Origin of the sequence: Pantoea sp. Pa-EAmG, assembly GCF_030024295.1 — a bacterium.
Lineage (GTDB): Bacteria > Pseudomonadota > Gammaproteobacteria > Enterobacterales > Enterobacteriaceae > Pantoea > Pantoea dispersa.
Genome location: NZ_JASEWO010000061.1, coordinates 1 through 23,299 on the forward strand (window position 1 = coordinate 1; position 23,299 = coordinate 23,299).

Below are 23,299 nucleotides of genomic sequence, written 5' to 3' on the forward strand. Positions count from 1 at the left end.
AAAGGAAGCCATCATGGGGTTGTCCGTGCAGATCAGCCATATCACATCTCGCTTCCTCATCCTGAAACAGACCTGGCAACCGGAACATTACGTAAGCTATTGAAAATGATGGACTGATATACGGGGGCTTTGCCCCCGATTTGGAACAATTAGCAATGTCAGGTGCAGCAGGCATTGCAATGCTTTTCATGTCCGCAGTAGATAATCAAGAAGGCAATTTACATAAGGACTCACCATGAGATTCCCCGTTTATTTGCACAAAACAGAAAACGGCAGCTGGTCAGGTTTCGTACCCGACGTGCAGGGATGTTTTTTTGCGGGCAACACCGTTGACGAGGCGTTGAGCGATGCATTTGGTGCAATCGATGCGCATGTGGAATCGTTAGCGGACGCAGGCAAGGCCATTCCAAAAGCAGCCAGCGTTGAAACCCATATTAATGATGAAGAGTGCCAGGGAGGTTACTGGGCTTTCATTGAGATTGATCTCAGTCGTTACGAAGGTAAAGCGGTGAAGCTGAACATCACCCTGCCGCAAAACTTACTGACCAAAATCGATAGCCACGTAGAAGCCCACCGTGAATACGGCTCCCGTAGCGGCTTTCTCGCCGCGCTGGCACGCAGAGAGCTGGCAAACATCTAGCGCTTCTTCTTAATCCAACCCGCCTTCTGGCGGGTTTTTTTATGTCCGCTGCCGCAAAAGGCAAAAAAATTGACCTGAGCAGGAGGAATTAACAATTCTATATGATATATAGTTTCAAGAATAAATTATTCCTGAAGGGAGCGAACATGAACATTGATCTGAGCCAGATGATCACTGAGGGCCGCAACCCGGCGAGCCAGAACATTGACGAGCTGAACACGGAAGCGATGCTGCGCGTCATTAACGATGAAGACAAAAAGGTGGCGCTGGCGGTTGAAGCTATCGTGCCGCAGATTGCTGAGGTGGTGGATGCCATCACGGCGGCATTCAGCCAGGGCGGACGTCTAGTTTACTGCGGTGCCGGGACCTCTGGCCGTCTCGGTATTCTCGATGCCAGCGAATGCCCGCCCACGTTCGGCACGCCGCGCAGTCAGGTGGTCGGGCTGATCGCCGGCGGCAATACCGCGATTTTACAGGCGGTGGAAAACGCCGAGGACAACCGCGAGCAGGGCGCGCAGGATTTAAAAGATATCGACTTTTCGGCGCGCGATGTGCTGGTCGGCATTGCTGCCAGCGGACGCACGCCTTATGTGCTTGGTGCGCTCGCCTGGGCGAAGCAGCAGGGCGCCTTCACCGCCGCGCTGACCTGTAATCCCAACAGCGCCATGTCGCAGGCGGCGGACGTCGCCCTGACGCCGGTGGTAGGCCCGGAAGTGGTCACCGGCTCGTCACGCATGAAAGCCGGCACCGCGCAGAAGCTGGTGCTCAATATGCTGACCACCGGCGCCATGATCCGCAGTGGCAAAGTGTACGGCAACCTGATGGTCGACGTAGAAGCCACCAATCAGAAACTGGTGCAGCGGCAAATCAACATCGTTAAGCAGGCCACCGAATGTGACGATGCCCGCGCACAGCAGGCGCTGGCAGCGTGCGGCGGCCACTGTAAAACCGCCATTGTGATGATACTGGCGGACCTGAACGCCGATGACGCGCAGGCGCTGCTGGCGCAGAACCACGGCTTTATCCGCCAGGCATTACACCACGCAGGAGCGCAATGATGGCGGCGATCACTGAAAGCTTATTACGCGATATCCTGCAGGCGGTCGGCGGCGCAGGCAACGTTGTGCACTGCGGTAACTGTATGACGCGTCTGCGTCTGACGCTGGCCGATGCCGCGCGTGTCGACAGTGCCCGGCTGAAAACGCTGCCCGGCGTGCTGGGTGTGATTGACAGCGATGCCCAGTTGCAGATTGTGCTCGGTCCTGGCAAAGCGCAAACCGCAGCGGAAAAAATGCAGGCGATGCTGAACAGCGCCACGCCAGAGGCGCCGGGCGATCTGCACAGCATCGCCAGCGCGCAGAAGCAGCAGATGAAAGCGAAGCAAACCAGCGCGCTGCACCGTTTTCTCTCCTGCTTTGCCACCATTTTTACCCCGCTGATCCCGGGCTTTATCGGTGCCGGATTACTGCTGGGGTTTGCCACGCTGATTGAGCAGGTGTGCCATCTTAATCAGCCCGGGGAACACGCCCGCTGGCTGCTGGACACCGTGGCTTATATGAAGGTGTTCGGCAAAGGGTTGTTCACCTTCCTCAGCATCTTAATCGGCTATAACGCGCAGAAAGCGTTTGGCGGCACCGGCGTGAACGGTGCGATCATCGCCTCGCTGTTTGTGCTGGGTTATGTCCCGAACGCGACCGTCGGCTATTACAGCGGCATGCAGGATTTCTTCGGCCTGACCATCGATCCGCGCGGCAATATTATTGGCGTGCTGCTGGCGGCGATATTTGGTGCCTGGCTGGAGAAACAGCTGCGCAAAATTATCCCGGATAATCTCGATATGATCCTCACTTCGCTGCTGACGCTGTTAATTACCGGCGCGGTGACGTTCCTGGTGATCATGCCGATTGGCGGCGAGCTGTTTAAAGGCATGTCGTGGCTGTTTATCCACCTGAACAATAACCCGTTCGGCTGTGCCATTCTGGCCGGCTTATTCCTGATTGCGGTGATGTTCGGCATTCATCAGGGCTTTATTCCGGTCTATTTTGCGCTGATGGAAACCCAGGGTTTCAATTCGCTGTTCCCGATACTCGCCATGGCCGGAGCCGGTCAGGTCGGCGCTTCGCTGGCGCTGTGGTGCAAAGCCGACAAGCACTCGCTGCTGCGCAGCCAGATTAAAGGCGCCATCGTGCCGGGTCTGCTGGGCGTCGGTGAGCCGCTCATCTATGGCGTGACGCTGCCGCGTCTTAAACCGTTTATTACCGCCTGCTTCGGCGGTGCGCTGGGCGGCTTCTTTATCGGGCTGGTGGCGTGGCTCGGTCTGCCGGTGGGCATGAACACGGTGTTTGGCCCGTCAGGACTGGTGACGCTGCCGCTGATGACCTCTTCGCAGGGCATCTTTGCCGGTATGGCGGTCTATCTGGTGGGGCTGATCGTGGCGTGGATCGGCGGCTTCGTCTTTACCTGGTGGGGCGGCACCAAAAACGTTGATTTAAGTTAGAAAAGCCCGCGTCAGCAGACCGTCAAGAGGTCTGATGTCATTAAATGCATGATTTTGCTGCAATTGTGGGGTAGCTCACAATTGCAGCATTTCGTTAGCGGGGCTTATTATTGAGCGTGAGAATTATCACCCATCCAGACTTTACTGGAGTGGCTGAAAATAAATGACGTGATATTAATGCGTTATCACTATAAGCCTTATGTAAACCAGGGTTATAGCCTTTCATTTCCTGCGAAATTCTTATTTCATCCTGATAAATATCTCCGGGCTCGCTTTTGATCTGTGCAGCTATAAAGTCTATATAAGCAACAGCTTTCTCCTGATTTTCACGCATCAGCGGCACCCTCTGTGCCCATAATTAACCACTTGATTCGTTTTGTGAAAATAGAGTTCGCCCATCTGCCCCTTTGTTCTTTTTTTCGCTGTGCTTTCACAGCGTCGCTGATTGCTTGTTACTGGAGGTTGTATGAGATTCACCCGGAATCCCATTGCGTTAGGGATCGTCGCTGCGCAGGCGGTGTTTTATTTCCCCGGCGTGGGGGAAGCGGCAACACTGGGCGCGTATAATCCGCGCGATAACGACCAGCAGAGCGGCGCGCTGATCGTTAACGGCGGCAGCGCAACCTTAACCGGTAATCAGGCATTTGAGCCGGGCATTGACGGGGCGGTCAACACCACGCTCGGCCAGGTGACCATCGCGGCGGGCGCACAATACCTTAATCAGGCACGTCTCGATCCCGGTCCGCAAAACCTCGCCATCACCGTGCCGGATCCCACTACCGGCGGCAACACCACTTTTCAGGTGTTTGATTCCGCCAGCCTGGTGGCGCAGGCACCGGTTACCGCCAGCACGGTGGTGCCGGATCTGCAAAATGTGAATGACAATCAGTATATCGACGCGCGCATCGCCGACGTCAGCGGCAGCGGCAGTTCGCTGGATGTCAGCATTGGTCAGGCTAACGCCAACAGCAGCGCCAGCACCAACGCCTGGACCATGGCGGCCAAAAACACCACGCTGTTTCAGGTCAGTAACGGCGGCACCCTCAACTGGAACAACAACAACCGCATCACCTTTAACGGTTCTGCAGCCAACGTCTCCGGCGGCCAGGTGACCGATAGCCTGGCGGTACAAAATCTCGCGACCTATAACGGCAGCTTTAGCGTGCAGACGCTGGACGGCAAAACCACCGCCTTCAACGTCACCAATGCCAGCCAGCTGCAAAGCTACAATAACTGGCTGGTGAGCCAGCTGCAGGCCGGCAATCTCGCGCCGGCCAGCTACCTCAGCGCGTTCAATCAGGCGGTCACTATCACCAACGGCGATATTGTCTATAACGTCAGCGCCACTGCGCCGGATGAAGTGACGCAGCCGATAGGTAGCCGCGTGGTGATCAATGCTGAAGGCGCCGGTTCGCAGGTCACTATCGCCGCCGGTAAAACGCTGGAAGTGGTAGGGGCCAGCGATGGCGCGGTACGCGTGGCCAATGGGGCCAATGCTACCATCGACGGGAAACTGGCGAGCCGCGGCACCGCGCTGGCGCTGGATGGCGCGACGGCTACCAACAGCAGCAGCGGCGTCATCAACGGCGGTTTCCTCAACCGTATTGATGGCACCGGCGTCGGCGCGGCCAGCAACAACGCCACGGCGGTAACGGTGCAAAACGGCGGTGATTTCACCAACAATGGCGTGCTTAACCTCGGTACCACCGGCAGCAATCTGACCAACGGCGTGGCGGGCATCCGTCTTGATGCCAATGCGCAGGCCAGCAACAGCGGCAATATCAACGTGGGCGTCAACGGTTCCAGCGCGCGCGGCACCACCTCCGGCGTGCTGCTCACCACCGACAGCAGCCGATTTACCAACAACAGCGGCGGCACGATTTATCTCGGGCGAGGCGCGCAGAACAGCCTGAGCGACAACGTGGCGGAGACCGCCCTGAACCAGAGCGGGCTGACCAGCGGCATTGCGCTGCTGGCCAACGGTAGCGCCACCAACGACGGGGCGATTGTGATTGGCTCGCGCGTACAGAACGCCGCCGGGATGTCGGTCAGCGGTGCCAGCAATGCCACGCTGATCAACAGCGGCACCATCGACGTCAACGGCAGCGCTGCGCGCGTGCCGCGCGAGAATGTCGGCATGCTGGTCACTAACAGCAACGGTACGCTGGAGAATCGCGGCACCATCAACCTCAACGGCGTTAACGGCACCGGCCTGAAAGTGCTGGCCACCAGTGGTAACAGCGCCGCCGCCAGCTCCACCGGGACCATCAACGTGGCAGGCGGAGCCGATCCGGCCAGCGGCACGCGCAACTTTGGCGTGTGGGTGGAAGGTCAGGGCAGCGGCACTGCTGCAGCGAACGTGGACGGGCCGATTAACCTCACCGGCAACGGCGCAATTGGCGTGCACGCGCGCGGCAACGCCACGGTTAACGTCACGCAGAATGCCATTCCCCGCTTCAGCACCGGCAGCAATCAAATTGGTTTTTTTGCCTATGGCCCGAATGCGCTGATCAACGTGGACGACAACAACGCCTTTGACGTCACCACCACTAACTCGACGCTCTTCCGCATCGAACAGGGCGCGACGTTTGACGGGACTAATACCACGCTGACCGCCTCCGGCGCGGGTGCGGTGGCGGTGAACGGCACCGGCGGTGGCGGAACATTGGTGAAGACCAATAACGCCACGATCAATGTCAGCGGCACCGGCGCCATCGGCATCAATATCGAGGGCGGTGCGCAGGGCAACATTGACGCGGCGACCACCATTACCCTCAGTGGCAGCAACGCCACGGGCGCGATTGCCGACGGGCAGAAACATACGCTGACCGGTGCCAACAGCCGTGCGCCGGTCGCCAGCACGCGGCTGACCTCCGCCGCAGAACTCAATTCGGCGCAAAACGGCATCACCGGCTATCTGGCGCGCAACCGCGCGCAGCTCAGCAACAGCGGCAACATCAACTTCAGCGGGGCCAATACCACCGGCCTGCGCGTGGAGAGCGGGGCGACCGGCAGTAACAGCGGCAATATAAGCATCAGCGACGGCGGCACCGGTATCGCGGTGAACAGCGCGGGCAGCACCTTCACCACCATCGCCAGCAACAGCGGCAACATCGACGTGAATGGCGGCAGCAGCACCCGCCGTACGCGCGGCGTCAGCGCCAGCGGTAGCCAGGCGGTGGCGAACCTCAACGGCGGTACGTTCACGCTCAACGGCAGGGGTGCCATCGGCGCCGAAGCGCTGGATGGTGCGCTGGTGAATATCGCCGCCGGATCGACGCCGATCTTTAACAATAGCGACCAGATCGCCTATCACGCTGCGGGTAACGGTTCGCGCATCCGCGCCGCCACCAGCGCGCTGGATGTCAGCACGCGTGGTTCGACCGGCTACCGCCTTGACGACGGCGCGGCGCTGAGCTTCAGCACGCCGAACAGCCTGAGCGCCAGCGCCGCCAGCAGCACCGGCGTAATTGTCTCCGGCAGCGGCAGCAGCCTCAACAGCGCCAACCTCAATCTGACCGCCAGCGGCGAGGAGAGCACCGCCGTGCGCGTCGAGGGCGGCGCAGCGGCAACGCTCGACGGCAGCAGCAACATCACGCTCAGCGGCAACAACGCGGTGGGCGTGCTGGTGAATACGCTGCGCAGCGATCTCAGTAATGCGCTGGACGGCAGCGCTGCCGCCACCCGCGTCACCAGCAACGCCCGCATCAGCGGCGCTGGCAACGGTGCCGTTGGCTTTGACCTGACCAACGGCGCGGCGCTGGAGAACAATGGCGCACTGACGCTGACCGGCAGCAACAGCATCGGCATGCGCTCGCGCGCCGGCAGCACGCTGACCAACAATGGCGTGGTTAACGTCAGCAACGGCACCGGGTTAGATGTCGGCGGCAGCGGCACCACGCTGGCGCAGGGCGGCAGCATCAATGTCGATAACGGCGTGGCCGGCGTGCGCATCAGCGACGGCGCGCAGCTGGCATTGACCGGCAGCGATACGCTGATCACCACGCGCGGCACGGCGCATGGCATTTTGCTCGACAGCGGCGCGGCGGCGCTCAGCGCGCGCGACGCCACCATCAACGTGCTGGGCAGCGGCAACGGCATCGAAAACCGCGCTGAGCTGAACAACGTGAGCCTGAGCAAACTGACGCTCAACGTTGGCGATGGCAACGGCATCCGCACTGCCGTCGCGTTCGATCCCGCCTCCACCGTAACCACCAATGTATCCGGCAGCGGTAACGGCCTGACTATCGCCAACGCCGATGGATCGACCACCGACGGCGATCTGACGCTGGGTTCGGGTTACGTTTTCAATGTCACCGGCGCCGGCGGCTCCGGGATTCGCGCCAACACCACGGGAAATATCGTCACCGCCGCCAGCGTCAATATCACTAATGCGGCAGGTGGTTCGGCACTGGTCTCCAGCACTGCCGGCACCATCGTCAACAGCGGCACGCTGCGCTCCAGCAGCCTGACGGCACCGGTGGTCGATCTGCGCGGCGGCAAAACGGTATTCGAGAACCTCGGTACTATCGTGACGGCCACGGCGCAAAGCGTGGCGGTGGCGGGCAGTAACGCCGACGATGTGATTTTGCTGACCCAGGGTGACGTGCTGGGCGACATCAATCCTGGCGGCGGCAGCGATACGTTCCGCTGGACCGGCGGCACGCTCAACGGCAGCCTGACCATGGGCGCAGACAACAACAATATCGCCGAGGTCAGCGGTGTCGATCTCAGCACTACTTACCATCTCACCAGCGGCAACGGCACCGGTAACAGCCTGACCTTTGACCAGATTACGGCGCGCGGCGGCAGCTTCAGCGCGGATGACCTGAGCAAAGGCGTTAACCTCGGCAGCGGCTGGAGCATCATTAACTTCGCGGATAGCCGCTGGACGCTGACCGACAATCTGCAGCTGGCGCACAGCACCATCAACATTGATGGGCGCTCGACGCTGTATGCCGGTGACAACGTGCATCCCACGCTGGCGGGCGGCACAGCGGATTCGCTGCAGGTGAATAACAGCGGCACGCTGGATCTCACCAATGGCGGCGGTTCGCCGGGCAATACGCTGGACATCAACGGCTCGCTGGCGTCGCTGGGCGGTCAGGCGAATCTGGTGACGCGCCTGAATGACGGCGGCGCGCTGAGCAACCAGTTCACCGACCACATCAACGTCAGCGGTAACGCCAGCGGCACCACGCTGCTCAACGTCAGGCTCGATGCGGCAAGCAGCGCGGCGCTCACCGATCGCAACCGCAACGGCGGCATTGAGGGCAACGAAGGCATTTCGCTGGCGCAGGTGGGCGGCAACGCCGGCCAGAACAGCTTTGCGCTCAGGGATGGCTATCTCGGTGCCGGACCGTGGCAGTACCGGCTGTACAGCTTCGCGCCGGGCAGTAGCGATCCGGCTCAGCGCCTGCTGAGCGGCAGCGGCAACAATTACTGGGATTACCGGCTGGCAAACTACTACGTGTGCGAGGACAGCGACAGCTGCCAGCCAGCGCTGGTGACCAGCGGATTTGGCACGCCACAGCGCTACGATGCGCGTCCGGCGGTGGTGCCGCAGGTGCCTTCGTACATTTCGGCACCGGTTGGCCTCGCCTATTACACCGCCGCGATTATTGATGACCTGCACAAGCGTCTTGGCGAACTGCGTCACGAGCAGACGCGCCCGGCGGGTCAAGGCGGTGAGATGTTCCTGCGCTATATCGGCTCGAACCTGAAATACAAAAGCGACCGCAGCTTTAGCGATTACGGCTACGGGTTTGACCTCGACTACAGCGCGGTGCAGCTTGGCGGCAACCTGCTGCGTCTCGACGGTGAGCAGGACAGCCTGCGCGGCGGCGTGGCCTACACGCGCGGCAATACGCGCATCCGCCCGCAGGCGGCAGACGGTTACAGCAGCACCAGCTTCGATAGCGACAGCCTGGCGCTGTACGGCACCTGGCAGCGCCAGAGCGGCTTTTATCTCGACGGCGTGCTGTCGTTTGACTGGCATCGTGGTGAAACCGACATTGCGCGCCAGCAGCGCGAGGCAAAGCTGAAGGGCCACGGCTGGACCGCCTCGCTGGAGAGCGGTTATCCGTTTGAACTCGGCGAGGGCTACAAGCTGGAGCCGCAGGCGCAGCTGATGTACCTGAAACTGAACATGAACGATTTCACGGATGAGGACAATAACCAGGTGCGCTATGGCGATTATCACCAGACGATTGGCCGTCTCGGCGCGCGTCTCGACCGCAGCTGGACCGATGACAGCAACCGCCAGTACACGCCTTATCTGCGCGCGAATTATTACAAAGGCTGGGGCGGTACGGCGCAGGCGTCGGTGTCGGCTGCCGATAACCCGGCGCTCGGCGCCAGCTTCAGCAGCGGTAATTTTGGCCAGATGTGGGAAGTGGGGGCTGGCGGCACGGTGACGCTGCAGCAGGATGTGTCGCTGTACGCCGAAGCGGATTACCGCAAGGAGATCGACGGCAACGGCGCCAGAGGCTGGCGTTACAACCTCGGCGTGCGCTGGCAGTTCTGAAAGTATGTGCGCATGATGCGGTCGCCGTGAACGGCGACCCTACAAGAATGCGGCATGCTGCGGGATGTGCAGGGATGCGGTCGCCGTGAACGGCGACCCTACAAGAATGGGGCATGTTGCGGGATGCGCAGGGATGCGGTCGCCGTGAACGGCGACCCTACAAAATGGGGCATGCTGCGGGATGCGCAGGGATGCGGTCGCCGTGAACGGCGACCCTACGAGAATGGGCATGTTGCGGGATGTGCAGGGATGCGGTCGCCGTGAACGGTGACCCTACAAAATGGGGCATGCTGCGGGATGCGCAGGGATGCGGTCGCCGTGAACGGCGACCCTACAAGAATGGGGCATGCTGTGGGATGTGCAGGGATGCGGTGATGGCACGTTTTTCTGTAGGGTGCGCATTCATGCGCACCGCTGCCGACACTGCGTTCAGCCAAAGCTCGATCTCATTTACCCTAAATGATTTTTTATCGATCCCGCCCGCGGCCAGAACTGTGAAGCGCCGCGCACTCCGGCTTTATTAAGAACAAAAATTAAATAGCCGCGCTAAAGCCAGGCCATTGTGCTGCCGAAAAGGTAAAAAAGTATTATCGATTTCTCTTCAGCCTGCGTTTTGCAAGGACTCACACATGCGTAATAACCAGCCCATCACCCAGCGTGAATTCGTCTTCGACGATCGCGCCACGCTGATGTCGACCACCGATCTCAACAGCCACATCACCTACGCCAACGACGCCTTTATTGAGGTCAGCGGATTCAGCCCGGAAGAGGTCAACGGCCAGCCGCACAACATGGTGCGTCATCCGGATATGCCGCCTGAAGCGTTCGCCGATATGTGGAGCACGCTGAAGCAGGGCGAACCCTGGACCGCGCTGGTCAAGAACCGGCGCAAGAATGGCGATCACTACTGGGTGCGCGCCAATGCCATTCCGGTGGTGCGCGAGGGCAAGCTGCAGGGCTATATGTCGGTACGCACCAAACCGTCGGCGGAGGAGATCCGTCAGTGCGAGGCGCTGTACCGTGATTTTCGTGAAGGGCGTGCCAAAGGGCGTCGCTTCCATAAAGGGCTGATTGTTGGCAGCGGCTGGCGGCGACTGACCTCAGTGCTGAAAACGCTGCCGCTGCGCTGGCGCATTCGCAGCACGCTGATCGCGCTGCTGCCGTTGTCGGTGCTGAGCGTCTGGCTGCTGGGCATGGCACCGCTGGCGATCGGCTGCTTCAGCGGCGGCATGGCCGGGCTGCTGCTGCTGGCCAGCCTGTGGCTGGAGCAGCAGATTTCGCGCCCGATGGAGCGCATGTGCCGCCAGGCGCTGAGCGTGGCCACCGGCGCCAGCCACAAAGTCGAGCACATCGATCGGGTGGATGAGATCGGCATGACGCAGCGCGCCATCGGCCAGCTGGGCCTGATGTTCCGCTGGCTGGTGGATGACGTCAGCGGCCAGGCGATCAATGTCCTGAGCGCCAGCGACGCCATCGCGCGCAGCAATGATGAACTGAGCCGTCGCACCGAGCAGGCGGCGGCGAACGTGCAGCAAACGGCGGCGACCATGAACGAAATGACCGCCACGGTCAAAAGCAACACGGAAACTGCCAGCGAAGTGAATACGCTGTCGGCCAGCACCAGCGCAGCGGCGATCAAAGGCGGTGAAGTGATGCAGGAGATGGTCGGCATGATGGCGGAAATTGCCGACAGCTCGAAGCGTATCGCCAACATCACCAGCGTGATCGACGGCATCGCTTTCCAGACCAATATTCTGGCGCTGAACGCGGCGGTGGAAGCGGCACGTGCCGGTGAGCAGGGCAAAGGCTTTGCGGTGGTGGCGGGCGAGGTGCGCAGTCTGGCACAGCGCAGCGCCAAAGCCGCCAGCGAGATCAAAAACCTGGTGGAAACCAGCGCCGGCCGTGTGCAGTCGGGCAGCGATCACGCCGATGCGGCCGGCCACACGATGCAGGCGATTGTCGATCAGGTGCAGAATGTCACCGCCCTGATCGCGCAAATCAGCGCGGCGACGGCCGAACAATCCATCGCGCTGAGCGAAGTCAGTAGCGCGGTGGAGGATCTCGACGACATCACCCATCAGAACGCGGCGCGCGTGGCGGAAGGCGCAGAAGCCTCCGGCCGAATGGCGCATCAGGCCAACCGGCTGGTTGAAGCGATCAGCGTGTTTCGCTAAGTTTCACGACGCTTCACGTCCGGCGCGCAGCGCGCCGGGCGGCGTGCCGACAATGCGTTTGAAGGCGCGACTGAAGGCGGCCAGTGAACCGTAACCGAGGTGGAACGCTACGCTCTCCACCGCTTCGCCATCGTTAACAATACGCTCCACCGCCAGACGCATGCGCAGTTCGGTAAGGTAGCGCAGCGGCGTCATGCCGGTGGCGTTTTGAAAGCGCGCGGCAAACACCGAACGTGAGCTGCCGGATTCGCGCGCCAGCCGCTCCACCGTCCAGTTTTCGCCGGGCGCGCGGTGCATGGCCGCCATCGCCAGGCTGAGGCGCGGATCGCGCAGGGCCTGCACCAGCCCGCTGCCCTGACCACAGCCATTCTCCACCCAGCCCCGCACAATTTGCGCCGCCACCACATCGGCCAGCCGCGACAAAATGCCGGCAAAGCCCGCTTTGCGCTGACGCGTTTCACGCTCCATGGCATCCAGAATCGGCTGGATTTCCGGGTATTGCGCCAGCAGCGTGCTGACCAGCATCACGTCCGGCATGGTGTGCACCAGCGGCTGCATGCCGCCCAGCTCAAACGCCATGCAGGCGCTGAATAAAATCACATCGCTGTCGTCCGGGCAGGCATCCGCGCCCGGCGCATCGTTGATGGCGCACACGCTGTCGCAGATGGGTTTGCTGTTAAAGGTAGCGATCGGCACGCACACCGCATCTTCGCCGGAGATCAGCGCGTGCGGCTTACCGTGCGGAATCAGCAGCGCATCGCCCGCCTGCAGCGGATAGACGGTGCCGGAAGCGGAGCGAATCAGCAGCGAGCCGCGGCCAACAAAGTGCAGCTGTGCCTTGCCCGGCGCGTCATCATATTGCAGGCCAAACGGCGCATGCAGCGCGATGCGCTGATATTTGACGCCGTACAGGCGCATGCCCATCAGCAGTTCGCTGGTTAAATCTTCATAGCGGCTCATACAATCCAGACGAATTATCAAAAAACAAAGTTTCTGTATCATAGATCGTCTTGCGTCGTCTCTCTATGCTTACAGCCTGATATTTTGTGATGGGGATCGCAGATGAGTCTGGATACTGAAGTAGTGGAAACAAGCATTGCGGTAGAGAAACCCGCATGGGGCGCGGTGTTCGCCATGGCGTTTGGCGTCTTCGGCCTGATCACCGCAGAATTTCTGCCGGTGAGCTTGCTGACACCGATTGCCGACTCGCTGCGCGTCAGCGAAGGGCAGGCGGGCCAGACGGTCACGGTTACCGCGCTGGTGGCGCTGCTGACCAGCCTGGTGATTGGTAACGTCACGCGCCGCCTCGACCGCCGCCTGGTGATGCTGGCGTTCACGTTGCTGCTCATCGCCTCGGCGCTGCTGGTGGCGTTTGCCGAAAATCTGCCGATGATTTTACTGGCGCGCGTGCTGCTCGGCATGGCGATTGGCGGCTTCTGGACGCTGTCGACCGCCATTACCATGCGGCTGGTGCCCGCCGAGCAGGTGCCGCGCGCGCTGTCGATTGTGTTCAGCGGTATTTCGCTGGCCACCATTATTGCCGCGCCGCTGGGCAGCTATCTTGGCGGGTTGATTGGCTGGCGTAACATCTTCCTGCTGACCGGTGTTTTGGGCGTGCTGGCGCTGTTCTGGCAGTTCTTCACCCTTCCGTCTATGCCGCCGGAGAACAAAGCGCGCAGCGGCGGCGTGCTGGACCTGCTGCGTCAGAGCGTGATGCGCTGGGGCATGCTGGCGGTGATCATGATGTTTACCGGCCATTTCGCCTTCTTTACCTATCTGCGCCCGTTCCTGGAAACCAGCGCGCAGCTGAATGTGAACCAGCTGTCGCTGGTGCTGCTGGCGTTCGGCGTGGCGAACTTCTTCGGCACCTCGCTGGCCGCGTGGCTGGTGACGCGCAGCGTGTCGCTGACGCTGACCGGCATGGCGCTGGTGATGAGCGTGACGGCGGTGCTGCTGGTGAGCTTTGGCCACGTCTCCTGGCTGGTGGCGAGCGGCGTCGCGCTGTGGGGGTTGGCGTTTGGTTCAATGCCGACTGGCTGGTCAACCTGGCTGTCGCGCGCGGTGCCGGACGACGCCGAATCGGGCGGCGGACTGCTGGTGGCAACTATTCAGCTGGCGATCACCGCCGGTGCGGCAGCCGGTGGCTGGATGTTCGATCTGCAGGGCGCGGGCGGCGTATTCCTTGCCAGCGGCGTGCTGATGCTGCTGGCCGCCATCACCATCTTTACCCGCGTGCGGCATCACGGTTAAATCCGTTTACCGCCATCAGACGCGCCGCGACACGCTTCAGGGTGTGTCGCGGCGCCGCTTTTGCCGCGTATGCCTGGTCTCACCAATCACAGCAATAAATCCTGCCTTTTAATCAAATCGTGGTTTTTTAACCCTTTGCGCACAGGTTGCGCTAAACGTGCTTTTTATAGTCAAAATATTCGAAAGACTTAGGCAAATCTCTGCGCTTTTTTTTGATCGGTTGCCGGCCTACTATATCTCTCATCAAGGCGATGTCGCCTTATTCAATCAAACATCATTAAGGACATGACCATGAAAACCATCAAAACTTTTGCTGCTGTTATTGCTCTCTCTGTTCTGCCATTTGCCAGCTTCGCGCAAAGCGTGACCGCTACCGCCTCTACGCTTGACGGTGCTGAAGCGCAAATCGCTGCTAAAGCGCAGGAACTTGGTGCTTCCTACAAAGTGACTGAAGCCAACTTCAACAACGGCGTTCACATGACCGCAGAACTGACCCAATAAGTTTGCCTTACCCTCTGTGCTGACAGGGTGCCTTCGGGCGCCCTGGCGGCGTTGCTAACGCCATAAAATCCTGTCCCTTTTCCGCATAAATGATTATTATTCGCAAAAACTAACATCCTTATCGGCTCGCCTCGGGCTGAATTTCCTATTGGTTGCAATGTCGGGCTTTCATTTCACTGCCGCACGGCGGTGGTTTTGCTATGGAGAAGTTATGAAAGCGAATAAAACAATGCAGTGGGCGCTGCGTCCGCTACTGGTGGCCACGGCGCTGCTGTCCTGCAGCGCGCTGCAGGCGGCGGAAACGCAGCCGCTCAATCAGCCGATCGCCAAAGGTGCCTACGAACTGGCCTTCAGCAACAGCGACAACGCGCTGTTCCTCGCGACGGCGCAAAACGCCGGCAATGCGCAGGGCGGTACCGTGTACCGTCTCGATCCGCAGAATCTGGCGGTGAAGCAAACCATCAGCACTGAACTGAAGACCTTTGGTGCCGCCATCAATCAGCACACCAACGTGCTGTACTTTGGCAACACGGTCAACGGTGCGCTGACGGCAGTGGATGCCAGCAGCGGTAAGGTGATCAACACACTGGTGCTGGATAGCCGCAAGCGCGGTGACACGGTTCGTCCGCTGCAGCCGCGTGAACTGGTCGCGGATGCGCTAACCAATCGCGTGTACATCACCGGTCTCGGCGCGCAAAGCGTGGTGTGGGTGGTGGATGGCAAAACACTCCAGCTCATCAGCACTATCCCGAATACCGGCAAAATGGGCACCGGGCTGGCACTGGATGCCGCCGCGCAGAAACTGTATGTCACCAATGCCGATGGCGAGCTGGTCACCATCAATACCCGCCTGAACGCGATTGAAAAGCGCCAGAAAATTGACGGTGATAAAGAGCACTTTTTCCTGAATATTGCGCTGGATAGCAAAGGCCACCGCGCTTTCCTCAGCGATGCGAAGCAGCCGCAGGTGCTGGTGCTGGATACCCGGACGCAGCAGGTGATTCAGCGTATTGAGGTACCGGAATCGCTGGCGGTGCTGTTCAATGCTGACCGTGACGAGTTGTATGTCACGCACCGTAAAGCCGGTGAGATCAGCATCATCGATGCCAGCAGCTATAAAGTGAAACGCACGGTGAAAGCGCCGGGCCTGCCGAACAGCCTGGCGCTCTCCGCCGATGGCAACACGCTGTTCGTCAGCATCAAGCAGCCGGGCTCACGCAAGGAACCGCCAAAAAACCCGGACAGCGTGTTACGCATCGCGCTGTAGGGCGTAATTATCCGAAACTCAGGGGCGACGTGTGTCGCCCTTTGCATTTCCGGCCTTGATCCCCCCTTTCCCGCCCGGCTTACGCTACCTTTAGGACGACAACACCTAAGGGGAGAGTGCAATGAGCCAGTTTTTTATGCATGAAAAAAACGATCTGGTGAACGAAGCGATCGAAGGCGTGTTACTCAGCACACCGTGGCACAACCTGACCCGTCTCGATCTGGGCGATGAGATTCGCGTGGTGGTGCGTTCGGACTGGGATAAAAGCAAAGTCGCACTGATTTCCGGCGGTGGCTCCGGCCACGAACCGGCGCACGCGGGCTTTGTCGGCAAAGGGATGCTGACCGCTGCGGTGTGCGGCGATATCTTCGCCTCGCCGAGCGTTGATGCGGTGCTGAACGCCATCGTTAACGTCACCGGTGAGGCGGGCTGTCTGCTGATTGTGAAGAACTACACCGGTGACCGCCTCAACTTTGGCCTCGCAGCGGAAAAGGCGAAAAATCTTGGTTACAAGGTGGAGCTGGTGATGGTGCAGGACGATATCGCGCTGCCGGAAAATCCGCAGCCGCGCGGCATTGCCGGCACCGTGCTGGTGCACAAAATCGCCGGCTACGCTGCGGAGCACGGCCAATCGCTCGACGAGGTTAAAGCGCTGGCGCAGCGCACCATCGACGCCACGTCCTCCATCGGCCTGGCGTTTGCCACCTGTCACATTCCGGGTGAAAAGCGCGACGATCGCGTGGCAGCCGGTCATAGCGAGCTGGGGATGGGCATTCACGGTGAGCCGGGCGTGATCACGCTGGATACGCAAAACAGCCGCAAAATTACCAGCATCATGACCGATCAGCTGGCGCAGGCGCTGCCCGACGGCAAACAGGCGCTGTTGATGATCAACAATCTCGGCGGCTTTTCCCAGCTGGAGCTGGCGCTGCTCACGCGCGAGGTACTGCAGTCGCCGCTGGCGGCGCGCATCACCCATTTAATTGGCCCGGCAACGCTGGTCAGCGCGCTGGATATGAAAGGGTTTTCGCTGACGCTGCTGGCGCTGGAAGAGGCGTTTTTCGAGGCGCTGCATGCGCCGGTGCAGGTGCTGGGCTGGACGCCGATGTACGACTTTGCGCCCATCAGCCTGCAGCGCGCTGAACGCATCGGCAGCGTGCTGGATTTCGATCCTTCTGATAACGCTGAAGTGGCGCAGGTGGTTGAGCGCGTGACGCAGACGCTGATCGATCTGGAGAGCGAGCTGAATGCGCTGGACGCCAAAGTCGGCGATGGCGATACCGGCTCGACCTTTGCCGCCGGCGCGAAGAAAATCCAGCGCGGCCTGCGTGAACAGCAGTTGCCGCTGGATGAGCTGCCTACGCTGCTGGCGCTGGTGGGCGAACAGCTGGCGACGGTGATGGGCGGATCGAGCGGAGTGCTGATGTCGATTCTGTTTACTTCGGCCGGACAGCAGCTGGAAGAGGGCAGCACGCTGCCGCAGGCGCTGATGCATGGACTGGAGCGGATGAAGCACTACGGCGGCGCGCAGCCGGGACATCGCACGCTGGTGGATGCGCTGCAGCCGGCACTGGAAGCGTTAGCGGCGGGTGAATCGCTGGCGGATGCGGCGGCCGCTGCGCAACAGGGTGCCGATGCGACGGCGCAGATGCAGAGCGCGAAGGCGGGCCGTTCGGCTTATCTGAATCAGCAGAGTCTGGATGGCGTGAAGGATCCGGGCGCGTACGCGATTGAGAAGGTGTTTGCGGTGCTGGCGGGCTGAAAATGGGGCGGATGGGTGCGGGGTTCGCCCTCACCCTAACCCTCTCCCGCGGGCGGGAGAGGGGACTGTTCTGAGTGATGTCGGAGTACAGTGCGGTTCTGCCTCCGAGCCTTTTCCGCTTACTCCGAGGCTTCGCGCAGCATCTCTTCGTGCGGAATATCCTGCAGAATCTGCTCAAAGCTGCGCAGACGTTTGTAGATCGACATCAGCGTAATCAGCGTGGACCACGACGTAATCAGATACTGGAACGACGAGCGCACCTGATCGAACACGTTGGTGATCTGGTTAAGCAGCCCCAGCGTAATGGTGCCCGCGACAATGGAAGGGAACAGCACGAACAGCCCGAACACATTGTCCACCTGCAGGTAGAGAATGCGCGTGATGTTGAAATAGAGGTAGTGGAAATAGAGGCGGAAATAGTTGTGACGCACGCGGCTGAACAGCTCCTGCACCGTGGGCGGTGCGGCGCGCTGCGGATCGTCCTCGCCGTACACCAGCTCTTTACGGTACGCGGCTTCCACCCGCTGATTGCGGAACTCCAGCCCCGGCAGTTTAATTCCCACCAGCGCCAGCAGCGCGGTACCAAACAGCGACCACAGCAGCGCGGCGATCACCAGCGCATAAGGGATATTGCCGAGAATCGGCACTTCCTTCACGTGGTGCGACAGCGTCACCAGCACCGGCAGAAACGCCACCAGCGTCATGATGGCCTGAATAAAGCTGATGCCCCAGTCCTGCAGCGTGCTGGCGAAGCGCATGGTGTCTTCCTGCACACGCTGTGCGGCCCCTTCCACCAGGCGCAGGCGCTGCCAGTTATGCATGTAGTAGTTGTTCATCGCGGTACGCCAGCGGAACACCCAGTGGCTGACGAAAAACGAGTTCATCACGCCGATCACCACCGCGATCAGCGCAATGCCGAGAAATGCCAGCACCTGCACATAGAACTGATGGATGGCCACCGAGCCGGCTTTGGTCAGCGCCTGCTGAATCATGTCGTAGAACGGACCATACCAGGCGTTAACGCCGACGCCGACCTGCACGCCAAACCAGGTGACAAAGATAATCAGTAACGATCCCCATACTGACCAGCGCTGCCACGGATGGTTGTCGATGATGCGCCACACCAGCGCAAAGGCGCCACCCATGATCCAGTAGTAGGCATAAAACCACAGCTGGCTGGCGTGGATAAAGCGGCTGGCGTTGGTCGGCAGCGGCTGCTGCATCGCCGCCTGCAAAGCGGGAAAGCGCGCCGGAAAATCATTGAAAAAGCCAAACCAGGCAAAAATGGCAATCAGGCTCCAAATCGCGGCCGAGCTGAAAAACAGCGCCGGCCGCGGAAAATAGGACTTAAACATAGGCACTCCGCTGTTGTGTGTACTCTTTATACCGCTTCCGGCATTTATCTGTCTGTTGTCGGTTGTATCCGACGATGACAGCATTGCCGCTTTTATGTAAAGCGGCAGAGTTAGTTGTTAAGTTTTTTGTGCTCATTTGTTTCGGGAAACTAAATTATTAACGGCGATGGTGTTACACTACGCCAACTGTTACCGGTAACAGTCTTGCTGTATCCCTTAAAACGCCAATAAAAATCATTACAACGCAACTACTTAACTTTCATGCCGCATTATATGCGGTAATGAGGCAATGTCATGTCAGAAGAAAAAAAGGGTCACACTCGCCGGGATTTCCTGCTGAGAACCATCACCCTGGCGCCGGCAATGGCGGTAGGCAGTACGGCGATGGGGGCACTGGTCGCGCCAATGGCCGCCGGTGCGGCAGCGTCGTCGGCCGCTGCGCCGCAGCAGGCGCGCGAGTATCAACCGGTGTGGTTTACCGCCGAAGAGTTTGCCTTCCTCAAAGCCGCCGTGGCGCGCCTGATCCCCAACGATGAACGTGGTCCTGGCGCGCTGGAAGCCGGCGTACCGGAGTTTATCGATCGCCAGATGAATACGCCGTATGCCACCGGCAGCAACTGGTATATGCAGGGACCGTTCAATCCGGATCTGCCAAAAGAGCTCGGCTATCAACTGCCGCTGGTGCCGCAGCAGATCTACCGTCTCGGCCTGGCCGATGCCGATGGCTGGAGCAAACAGCAGCACGGCAAGGTATTTGCCGAGCTGACGCCCACGCAGCAGGACGCGCTGCTGAGCGCCTTCGAAAACGGCAGCGCGCAATTCCCGCAGGTGCCGGCCAAAACCTTCTTCGCCTTTCTGTTGCAAAACACCCGCGAGGGCTACTTCAGCGATCCGATCCACGGCGGCAATCAGGGCATGGTGGGCTGGAAGCTGATCGGCTTCCCTGGCGCACGCGCCGACTTTATGGATTGGGTAGAGCGCGGCGAACGTTATCCGTTCCCGTCAGTTGATATTCGCGGCGAGAGGGCGTAACCGTGGCAAATGCGTTAAAAAAAGTGGATGTGGCGATCGTCGGTTTCGGCTGGGCCGGGGCGATCATGGCGAAAGAGCTGACCGAGGCCGGTCTGCATGTGGTGGCGCTGGAGCGCGGGCCGCATCGCGATACCTATCCGGATGGATCCTATCCACAGTCGATTGATGAACTGACTTATAACATCCGCAAAAAGCTGTTCCAGGATCTGTCAAAAAGCACTGTGACTATCCGTCACGATGCCTCACAAACCGCCGTACCGTATCGTCAGCTGGCGGCATTCCTGCCGGGCACCGGCACCGGCGGCGCCGGCCTGCACTGGTCGGGCGTGCACTTCCGCGTTGATCCGGTCGAGCTGAACCTGCGCAGTCACTACGAGCAGCGTTACGGCAAAAACTTCATCCCGGAAGGCATGACCATTCAGGATTTCGGCGTCAGCTATGATGAGCTGGAGCCGTTCTTCGATCAGGCGGAAAAAGTGTTCGGCACCTCCGGCAGCGCCTGGTCAATCAAAGGCAAAGTGGTGGGCAAAGAGAAGGGCGGCAACCCGTATGCGCCGGATCGCTCCAGCGACTTCCCGCTGCCCGCGCAGAAGCGTACCTGGTCGGCCCAGCTGTTTGCCCAGGCGGCGGAATCGGTGGGCTATCACCCTTACGATATGCCGTCGGCCAACACTTCCGGTCCTTACACCAATACCTACGGCGCGCAGATGGGGCCGTGCAACTTCTGCGGCTACTGCAGCGGCTACGCCTGCTACATGTACTCCAAAGCGTCGCCGAATGTTAACATTCTGCCCGCGCTGCGCCAGGAGCCGAAGTTTGAGCTGCGCAACAACGCGTATGTGCTGCGCGTCAATCTGACCGACGATAAAAAACGCGCGACCGGAGTGACCTATCTGGACGGTCAGGGACGTGAAGTGGAGCAGCCGGCGGATCTGGTGATCCTCTCCGCCTTCCAGTTCCACAACGTGCATCTGATGCTGCTGTCCGGCATCGGCAAGCCTTACAACCCTATCAGCAACGAGGGCGTGGTCGGCCGTAACTTTGCCTACCAGAACATCTCCACGCTGAAGGCGCTGTTTGATAAAAACACCACCACCAATCCGTTCATCGGTGCCGGTGGCGCGGGCGTGGCGGTGGATGATTACAACGCCGATAACTTTGACCATGGTCCGTACGGCTTTGTCGGCGGTTCACCGTTCTGGGTCAACCAGGCGGGCACCAAGCCGATCTCCGGCCTGCCGACGCCAACAGGCACGCCGAACTGGGGCAGCCAGTGGAAAGCGGCGGTGGCGGATACCTATAACCATCACGTGTCGATGGATGCGCACGGCGCGCACCAGTCGTATCGCGCTAACTACCTCGATCTCGATCCCAACTACAAAGATGCTTACGGCCAGCCGCTGCTGCGTATGACTTTTGACTGGCAGGACAACGACATCAAAATGGCGCAGTTCATGATCGGCAAGATGCGCAAAATCACCGAAGCGATGAATCCGAAGATGATCATTGGCGGCGCGAAAGGGCCGGGTGCCCATTTCGATACCACCGTGTACCAGACCACACACATGAGCGGCGGTGCCATCATGGGCGAAGATCCTAAAACCAGCGCGGTGAACCGCTATCTGCAGAGCTGGGATGTGCCGAACGTGTTTGTTGCCGGCGCTTCTGCCTTCCCGCAGGGACTGGGCTACAACCCCACCGGCATGGTGGCTGCGCTGAGCTACTGGTCCGCCAAAGCGATTCGTGAACAGTATCTGAAGAACCCCGGCCCGCTGGTACAGGCATAAGGAACATGGCGATGATCAAAAGTTTAACAGCCCTGTTGCTGGGCACCCTGTCGTTCGCCGCGCTGGCGGAGGACACCGCCGCCGATGCGCTGGTGCAGCGCGGTGAGTATCTGGCGCGCGCCGGTGACTGCGTCGCCTGCCACAGCACCGCAGGCGGTAAACCGTTTGCCGGCGGACTGGCGATGGCGACGCCGATTGGCACCATCTACTCCACCAATATCACGCCGGATAAGGCAACCGGCATTGGTGACTACAGCTATGACGACTTCCAGAAAGCGGTGCGTCACGGCGTGGCGAAGAATGGCGACACGCTCTATCCGGCGATGCCGTATCCGTCTTATGCGGTGGTCAGCGATGACGACATGAAGGCGCTGTATGCCTACTTCATGCACGGCGTGGCACCGGTGGCGCAGGCTAACAAAGAGAGCGACATTCCGTGGCCGCTGTCGATGCGCTGGCCGCTGGCGATCTGGCGCGGCCTGTTTGCGCCAGATGTGAAGGCGTTCCAGCCGGCCGCGCAGGAAGATCCGGCGCTGGCACGCGGTCGCTATCTGGTGGAAGGACTGGGCCACTGCGGTGCCTGCCACACGCCGCGCAGCTTCACTATGCAGGAGAAGGCGCTGAATAACGGCCAGGGCAATGATTACCTTGCCGGCAGCAGCGCGCCGATTGACGGCTGGACCGCCAGCAACCTGCGCGGTGACAATCGCGATGGTCTGGGGCGCTGGAGCGAAGCGGATCTGCAGCAGTTCCTGCGCTATGGCCGTAACGATCACACGGCGGCGTTTGGTGGCATGACCGAGGTGGTGCAGCACAGCCTGCAGTATCTCAGCGATGCGGATATCAGCGCGATTGCCCGTTACCTGAAATCGCTCGGCGCGAAAGATCCGTCTCAGGCGGTGTTCCGTGAGGATGACGCAGTGGCCCGGGCGCTGTGGAAAGGTGACGACAGCCAGCCGGGTGCCGGCGTGTATGTCGACAGCTGTGCGGCGTGTCATAAAACCGACGGCAGCGGCTATCAACGCTTCTATCCGGCACTGCGCGGGAATCCGGTGGTGATGGCAGAGGATCCGACGTCGCTGATTCACATCGTACTGGTCGGCGGCACGCTGCCGGGCGTGCAAGGCGCACCGACCGCGATCACTATGCCGGCGTTTGGCTGGCGTCTGAACGACAGCCAGGTGGCGGATGTGGTGAACTTTATCCGCAGCAGCTGGGGCAACGGCGTGCAGACCAAAGTCACGGCGAAACAGGTGGCGAAACTGCGTCAGGATGACAGCGTGCAGCCAAATCAAGGCAGCGCGGATATCCGGGTGCTGGAAAAGCAGTAAGTCTGTCTTAAGCATTCCCTTCAGGTCATGGCGCGGTTCATGGCCTGAGGGATACGAAAAATCCCACTAAAATTCATTATCTTAGATTTTCCTTTCAGACGTTTCTTGTAAGAGATTTCTCCCCCCACGTTTAAAAATCCCTGCCGCTTATTAAGCGTTACTTTAACGATATTAACT

Annotated in this window: 16 protein-coding genes; 13 read left to right on the top strand and 3 right to left on the bottom strand. The window is 60.2% G+C overall.

The features are described 5' to 3' along the window. The 4 genes from QMM04_RS23195 to murP form a co-directional block, all read left to right on the top strand. On the top strand, positions 1-117 hold a 117-nt coding region (locus tag QMM04_RS23195; protein WP_349253920.1), incomplete at its 5' end, for a type II toxin-antitoxin system HicA family toxin. A 118-nt stretch (positions 118-235) separates the two neighbouring features. Further along, on the top strand, positions 236-640 hold the full coding sequence (locus QMM04_RS10490; RefSeq protein WP_199188996.1) for a type II toxin-antitoxin system HicB family antitoxin: 405 nt from the start codon (positions 236-238) through the stop codon (positions 638-640). Between the two features lie 146 nt (positions 641-786). Then, positions 787-1,698, top strand: coding sequence for an N-acetylmuramic acid 6-phosphate etherase (murQ, locus tag QMM04_RS10495; protein ID WP_282996130.1), 912 nt, complete (start codon positions 787-789; stop codon positions 1,696-1,698). Next, a complete protein-coding gene (murP, locus tag QMM04_RS10500) occupies positions 1,698-3,137 on the top strand; it encodes a PTS N-acetylmuramic acid transporter subunit IIBC (RefSeq protein WP_058774923.1) in 1,440 nt (479 codons plus the stop codon). The genes murQ and murP overlap by 1 nt, the downstream gene beginning before the upstream one ends. A 94-nt stretch (positions 3,138-3,231) precedes the next feature. On the opposite strand, the gene QMM04_RS10505 is transcribed toward murP, so the two are convergent. Continuing rightward, complete coding sequence (locus QMM04_RS10505; RefSeq protein WP_146068803.1) at positions 3,232-3,471, bottom strand: hypothetical protein; 240 nt, start codon at positions 3,469-3,471, stop codon at positions 3,232-3,234. Between the two features lie 132 nt (positions 3,472-3,603). On the opposite strand from QMM04_RS10505, the gene QMM04_RS10510 reads away from it, so the two are divergent. Further along, positions 3,604-9,663 (top strand): autotransporter outer membrane beta-barrel domain-containing protein, encoded by a 6,060-nt coding sequence (locus QMM04_RS10510; RefSeq protein ID WP_282996131.1) that lies wholly within the window; start codon positions 3,604-3,606, stop codon positions 9,661-9,663. Positions 9,664-10,292: 629 nt separating this feature from the next. Next, entirely contained in the window at positions 10,293-11,837 is a 1,545-nt protein-coding gene (locus QMM04_RS10515) for a PAS domain-containing methyl-accepting chemotaxis protein (protein ID WP_282996132.1), read from the top strand. A 3-nt stretch (positions 11,838-11,840) separates the two neighbouring features. Here the strand turns inward: QMM04_RS10515 and QMM04_RS10520 are convergent, their stop codons facing one another. Then, entirely contained in the window at positions 11,841-12,797 is a 957-nt protein-coding gene (locus QMM04_RS10520) for an AraC family transcriptional regulator (RefSeq protein ID WP_282996133.1), read from the bottom strand. Positions 12,798-12,899: 102 nt separating this feature from the next. Here QMM04_RS10520 and QMM04_RS10525 point away from each other — a divergent pair, with 102 nt between their 5' ends. The 4 genes from QMM04_RS10525 (at position 12,900) to QMM04_RS10540 (ending at position 17,617) form a co-directional block, all read left to right on the top strand. Further along, complete coding sequence (locus tag QMM04_RS10525; RefSeq protein ID WP_282996134.1) at positions 12,900-14,087, top strand: MFS transporter; 1,188 nt, start codon at positions 12,900-12,902, stop codon at positions 14,085-14,087. Positions 14,088-14,378: 291 nt separating this feature from the next. Continuing rightward, complete coding sequence (locus QMM04_RS10530) at positions 14,379-14,588, top strand: DUF1471 domain-containing protein (RefSeq protein ID WP_058757538.1); 210 nt, start codon at positions 14,379-14,381, stop codon at positions 14,586-14,588. 211 nt (positions 14,589-14,799) lie between these two features. Beyond that, positions 14,800-15,855, top strand: coding sequence for a YncE family protein (locus QMM04_RS10535; protein WP_282996135.1), 1,056 nt, complete (start codon positions 14,800-14,802; stop codon positions 15,853-15,855). Between the two features lie 121 nt (positions 15,856-15,976). Beyond that, entirely contained in the window at positions 15,977-17,617 is a 1,641-nt protein-coding gene (locus QMM04_RS10540) for a dihydroxyacetone kinase subunit DhaK (protein WP_264441726.1), read from the top strand. Positions 17,618-17,736: 119 nt separating this feature from the next. On the opposite strand, the gene sbmA is transcribed toward QMM04_RS10540, so the two are convergent. Next, on the bottom strand, positions 17,737-18,972 hold the full coding sequence (sbmA, locus tag QMM04_RS10545; RefSeq protein ID WP_104187864.1) for a peptide antibiotic transporter SbmA: 1,236 nt from the start codon (positions 18,970-18,972) through the stop codon (positions 17,737-17,739). A gap of 294 nt (positions 18,973-19,266) precedes the next feature. Here sbmA and QMM04_RS10550 point away from each other — a divergent pair, with 294 nt between their 5' ends. The 3 genes from QMM04_RS10550 to QMM04_RS10560 are packed head-to-tail and all read left to right on the top strand — an operon-like array spanning position 19,267 to position 23,122. Next, positions 19,267-20,004 (top strand): gluconate 2-dehydrogenase subunit 3 family protein, encoded by a 738-nt coding sequence (locus QMM04_RS10550; protein ID WP_058770036.1) that lies wholly within the window; start codon positions 19,267-19,269, stop codon positions 20,002-20,004. A gap of 2 nt (positions 20,005-20,006) precedes the next feature. Continuing rightward, a complete protein-coding gene (locus QMM04_RS10555) occupies positions 20,007-21,791 on the top strand; it encodes a GMC family oxidoreductase (RefSeq protein ID WP_021507807.1) in 1,785 nt (594 codons plus the stop codon). A gap of 11 nt (positions 21,792-21,802) precedes the next feature. Continuing rightward, positions 21,803-23,122, top strand: a complete 1,320-nt coding sequence (locus tag QMM04_RS10560) for a cytochrome c (protein ID WP_282996136.1) — start codon at positions 21,803-21,805, stop codon at positions 23,120-23,122. The last annotated feature ends 177 nt before the right edge of the window (positions 23,123-23,299 follow it).

Excerpts from the sequence above, each read along its gene's own strand:
- QMM04_RS10505 (WP_146068803.1), bottom strand. The coding sequence starts at position 3,471 with ATGCGTGAAAATCAGGAGAAAGCTGTTGCTTATATAGACTTTATAGCT.
- QMM04_RS10515 (WP_282996132.1), top strand. The coding sequence starts at position 10,293 with ATGCGTAATAACCAGCCCATCACCCAGCGTGAATTCGTCTTCGACGAT.
- QMM04_RS10535 (WP_282996135.1), top strand. The coding sequence starts at position 14,800 with ATGAAAGCGAATAAAACAATGCAGTGGGCGCTGCGTCCGCTACTGGTG.
- murP (WP_058774923.1), top strand. The coding sequence starts at position 1,698 with ATGGCGGCGATCACTGAAAGCTTATTACGCGATATCCTGCAGGCGGTC.
- QMM04_RS10560 (WP_282996136.1), top strand. The coding sequence starts at position 21,803 with ATGATCAAAAGTTTAACAGCCCTGTTGCTGGGCACCCTGTCGTTCGCC.
- QMM04_RS10510 (WP_282996131.1), top strand. The coding sequence starts at position 3,604 with ATGAGATTCACCCGGAATCCCATTGCGTTAGGGATCGTCGCTGCGCAG.
- QMM04_RS10550 (WP_058770036.1), top strand. The coding sequence starts at position 19,267 with ATGTCAGAAGAAAAAAAGGGTCACACTCGCCGGGATTTCCTGCTGAGA.
- sbmA (WP_104187864.1), bottom strand. The coding sequence starts at position 18,972 with ATGTTTAAGTCCTATTTTCCGCGGCCGGCGCTGTTTTTCAGCTCGGCC.
- QMM04_RS10540 (WP_264441726.1), top strand. The coding sequence starts at position 15,977 with ATGAGCCAGTTTTTTATGCATGAAAAAAACGATCTGGTGAACGAAGCG.
- QMM04_RS10520 (WP_282996133.1), bottom strand. The coding sequence starts at position 12,797 with ATGAGCCGCTATGAAGATTTAACCAGCGAACTGCTGATGGGCATGCGC.
- QMM04_RS10525 (WP_282996134.1), top strand. The coding sequence starts at position 12,900 with ATGAGTCTGGATACTGAAGTAGTGGAAACAAGCATTGCGGTAGAGAAA.
- murQ (WP_282996130.1), top strand. The coding sequence starts at position 787 with ATGAACATTGATCTGAGCCAGATGATCACTGAGGGCCGCAACCCGGCG.
- QMM04_RS10490 (WP_199188996.1), top strand. The coding sequence starts at position 236 with ATGAGATTCCCCGTTTATTTGCACAAAACAGAAAACGGCAGCTGGTCA.
- QMM04_RS10530 (WP_058757538.1), top strand. The coding sequence starts at position 14,379 with ATGAAAACCATCAAAACTTTTGCTGCTGTTATTGCTCTCTCTGTTCTG.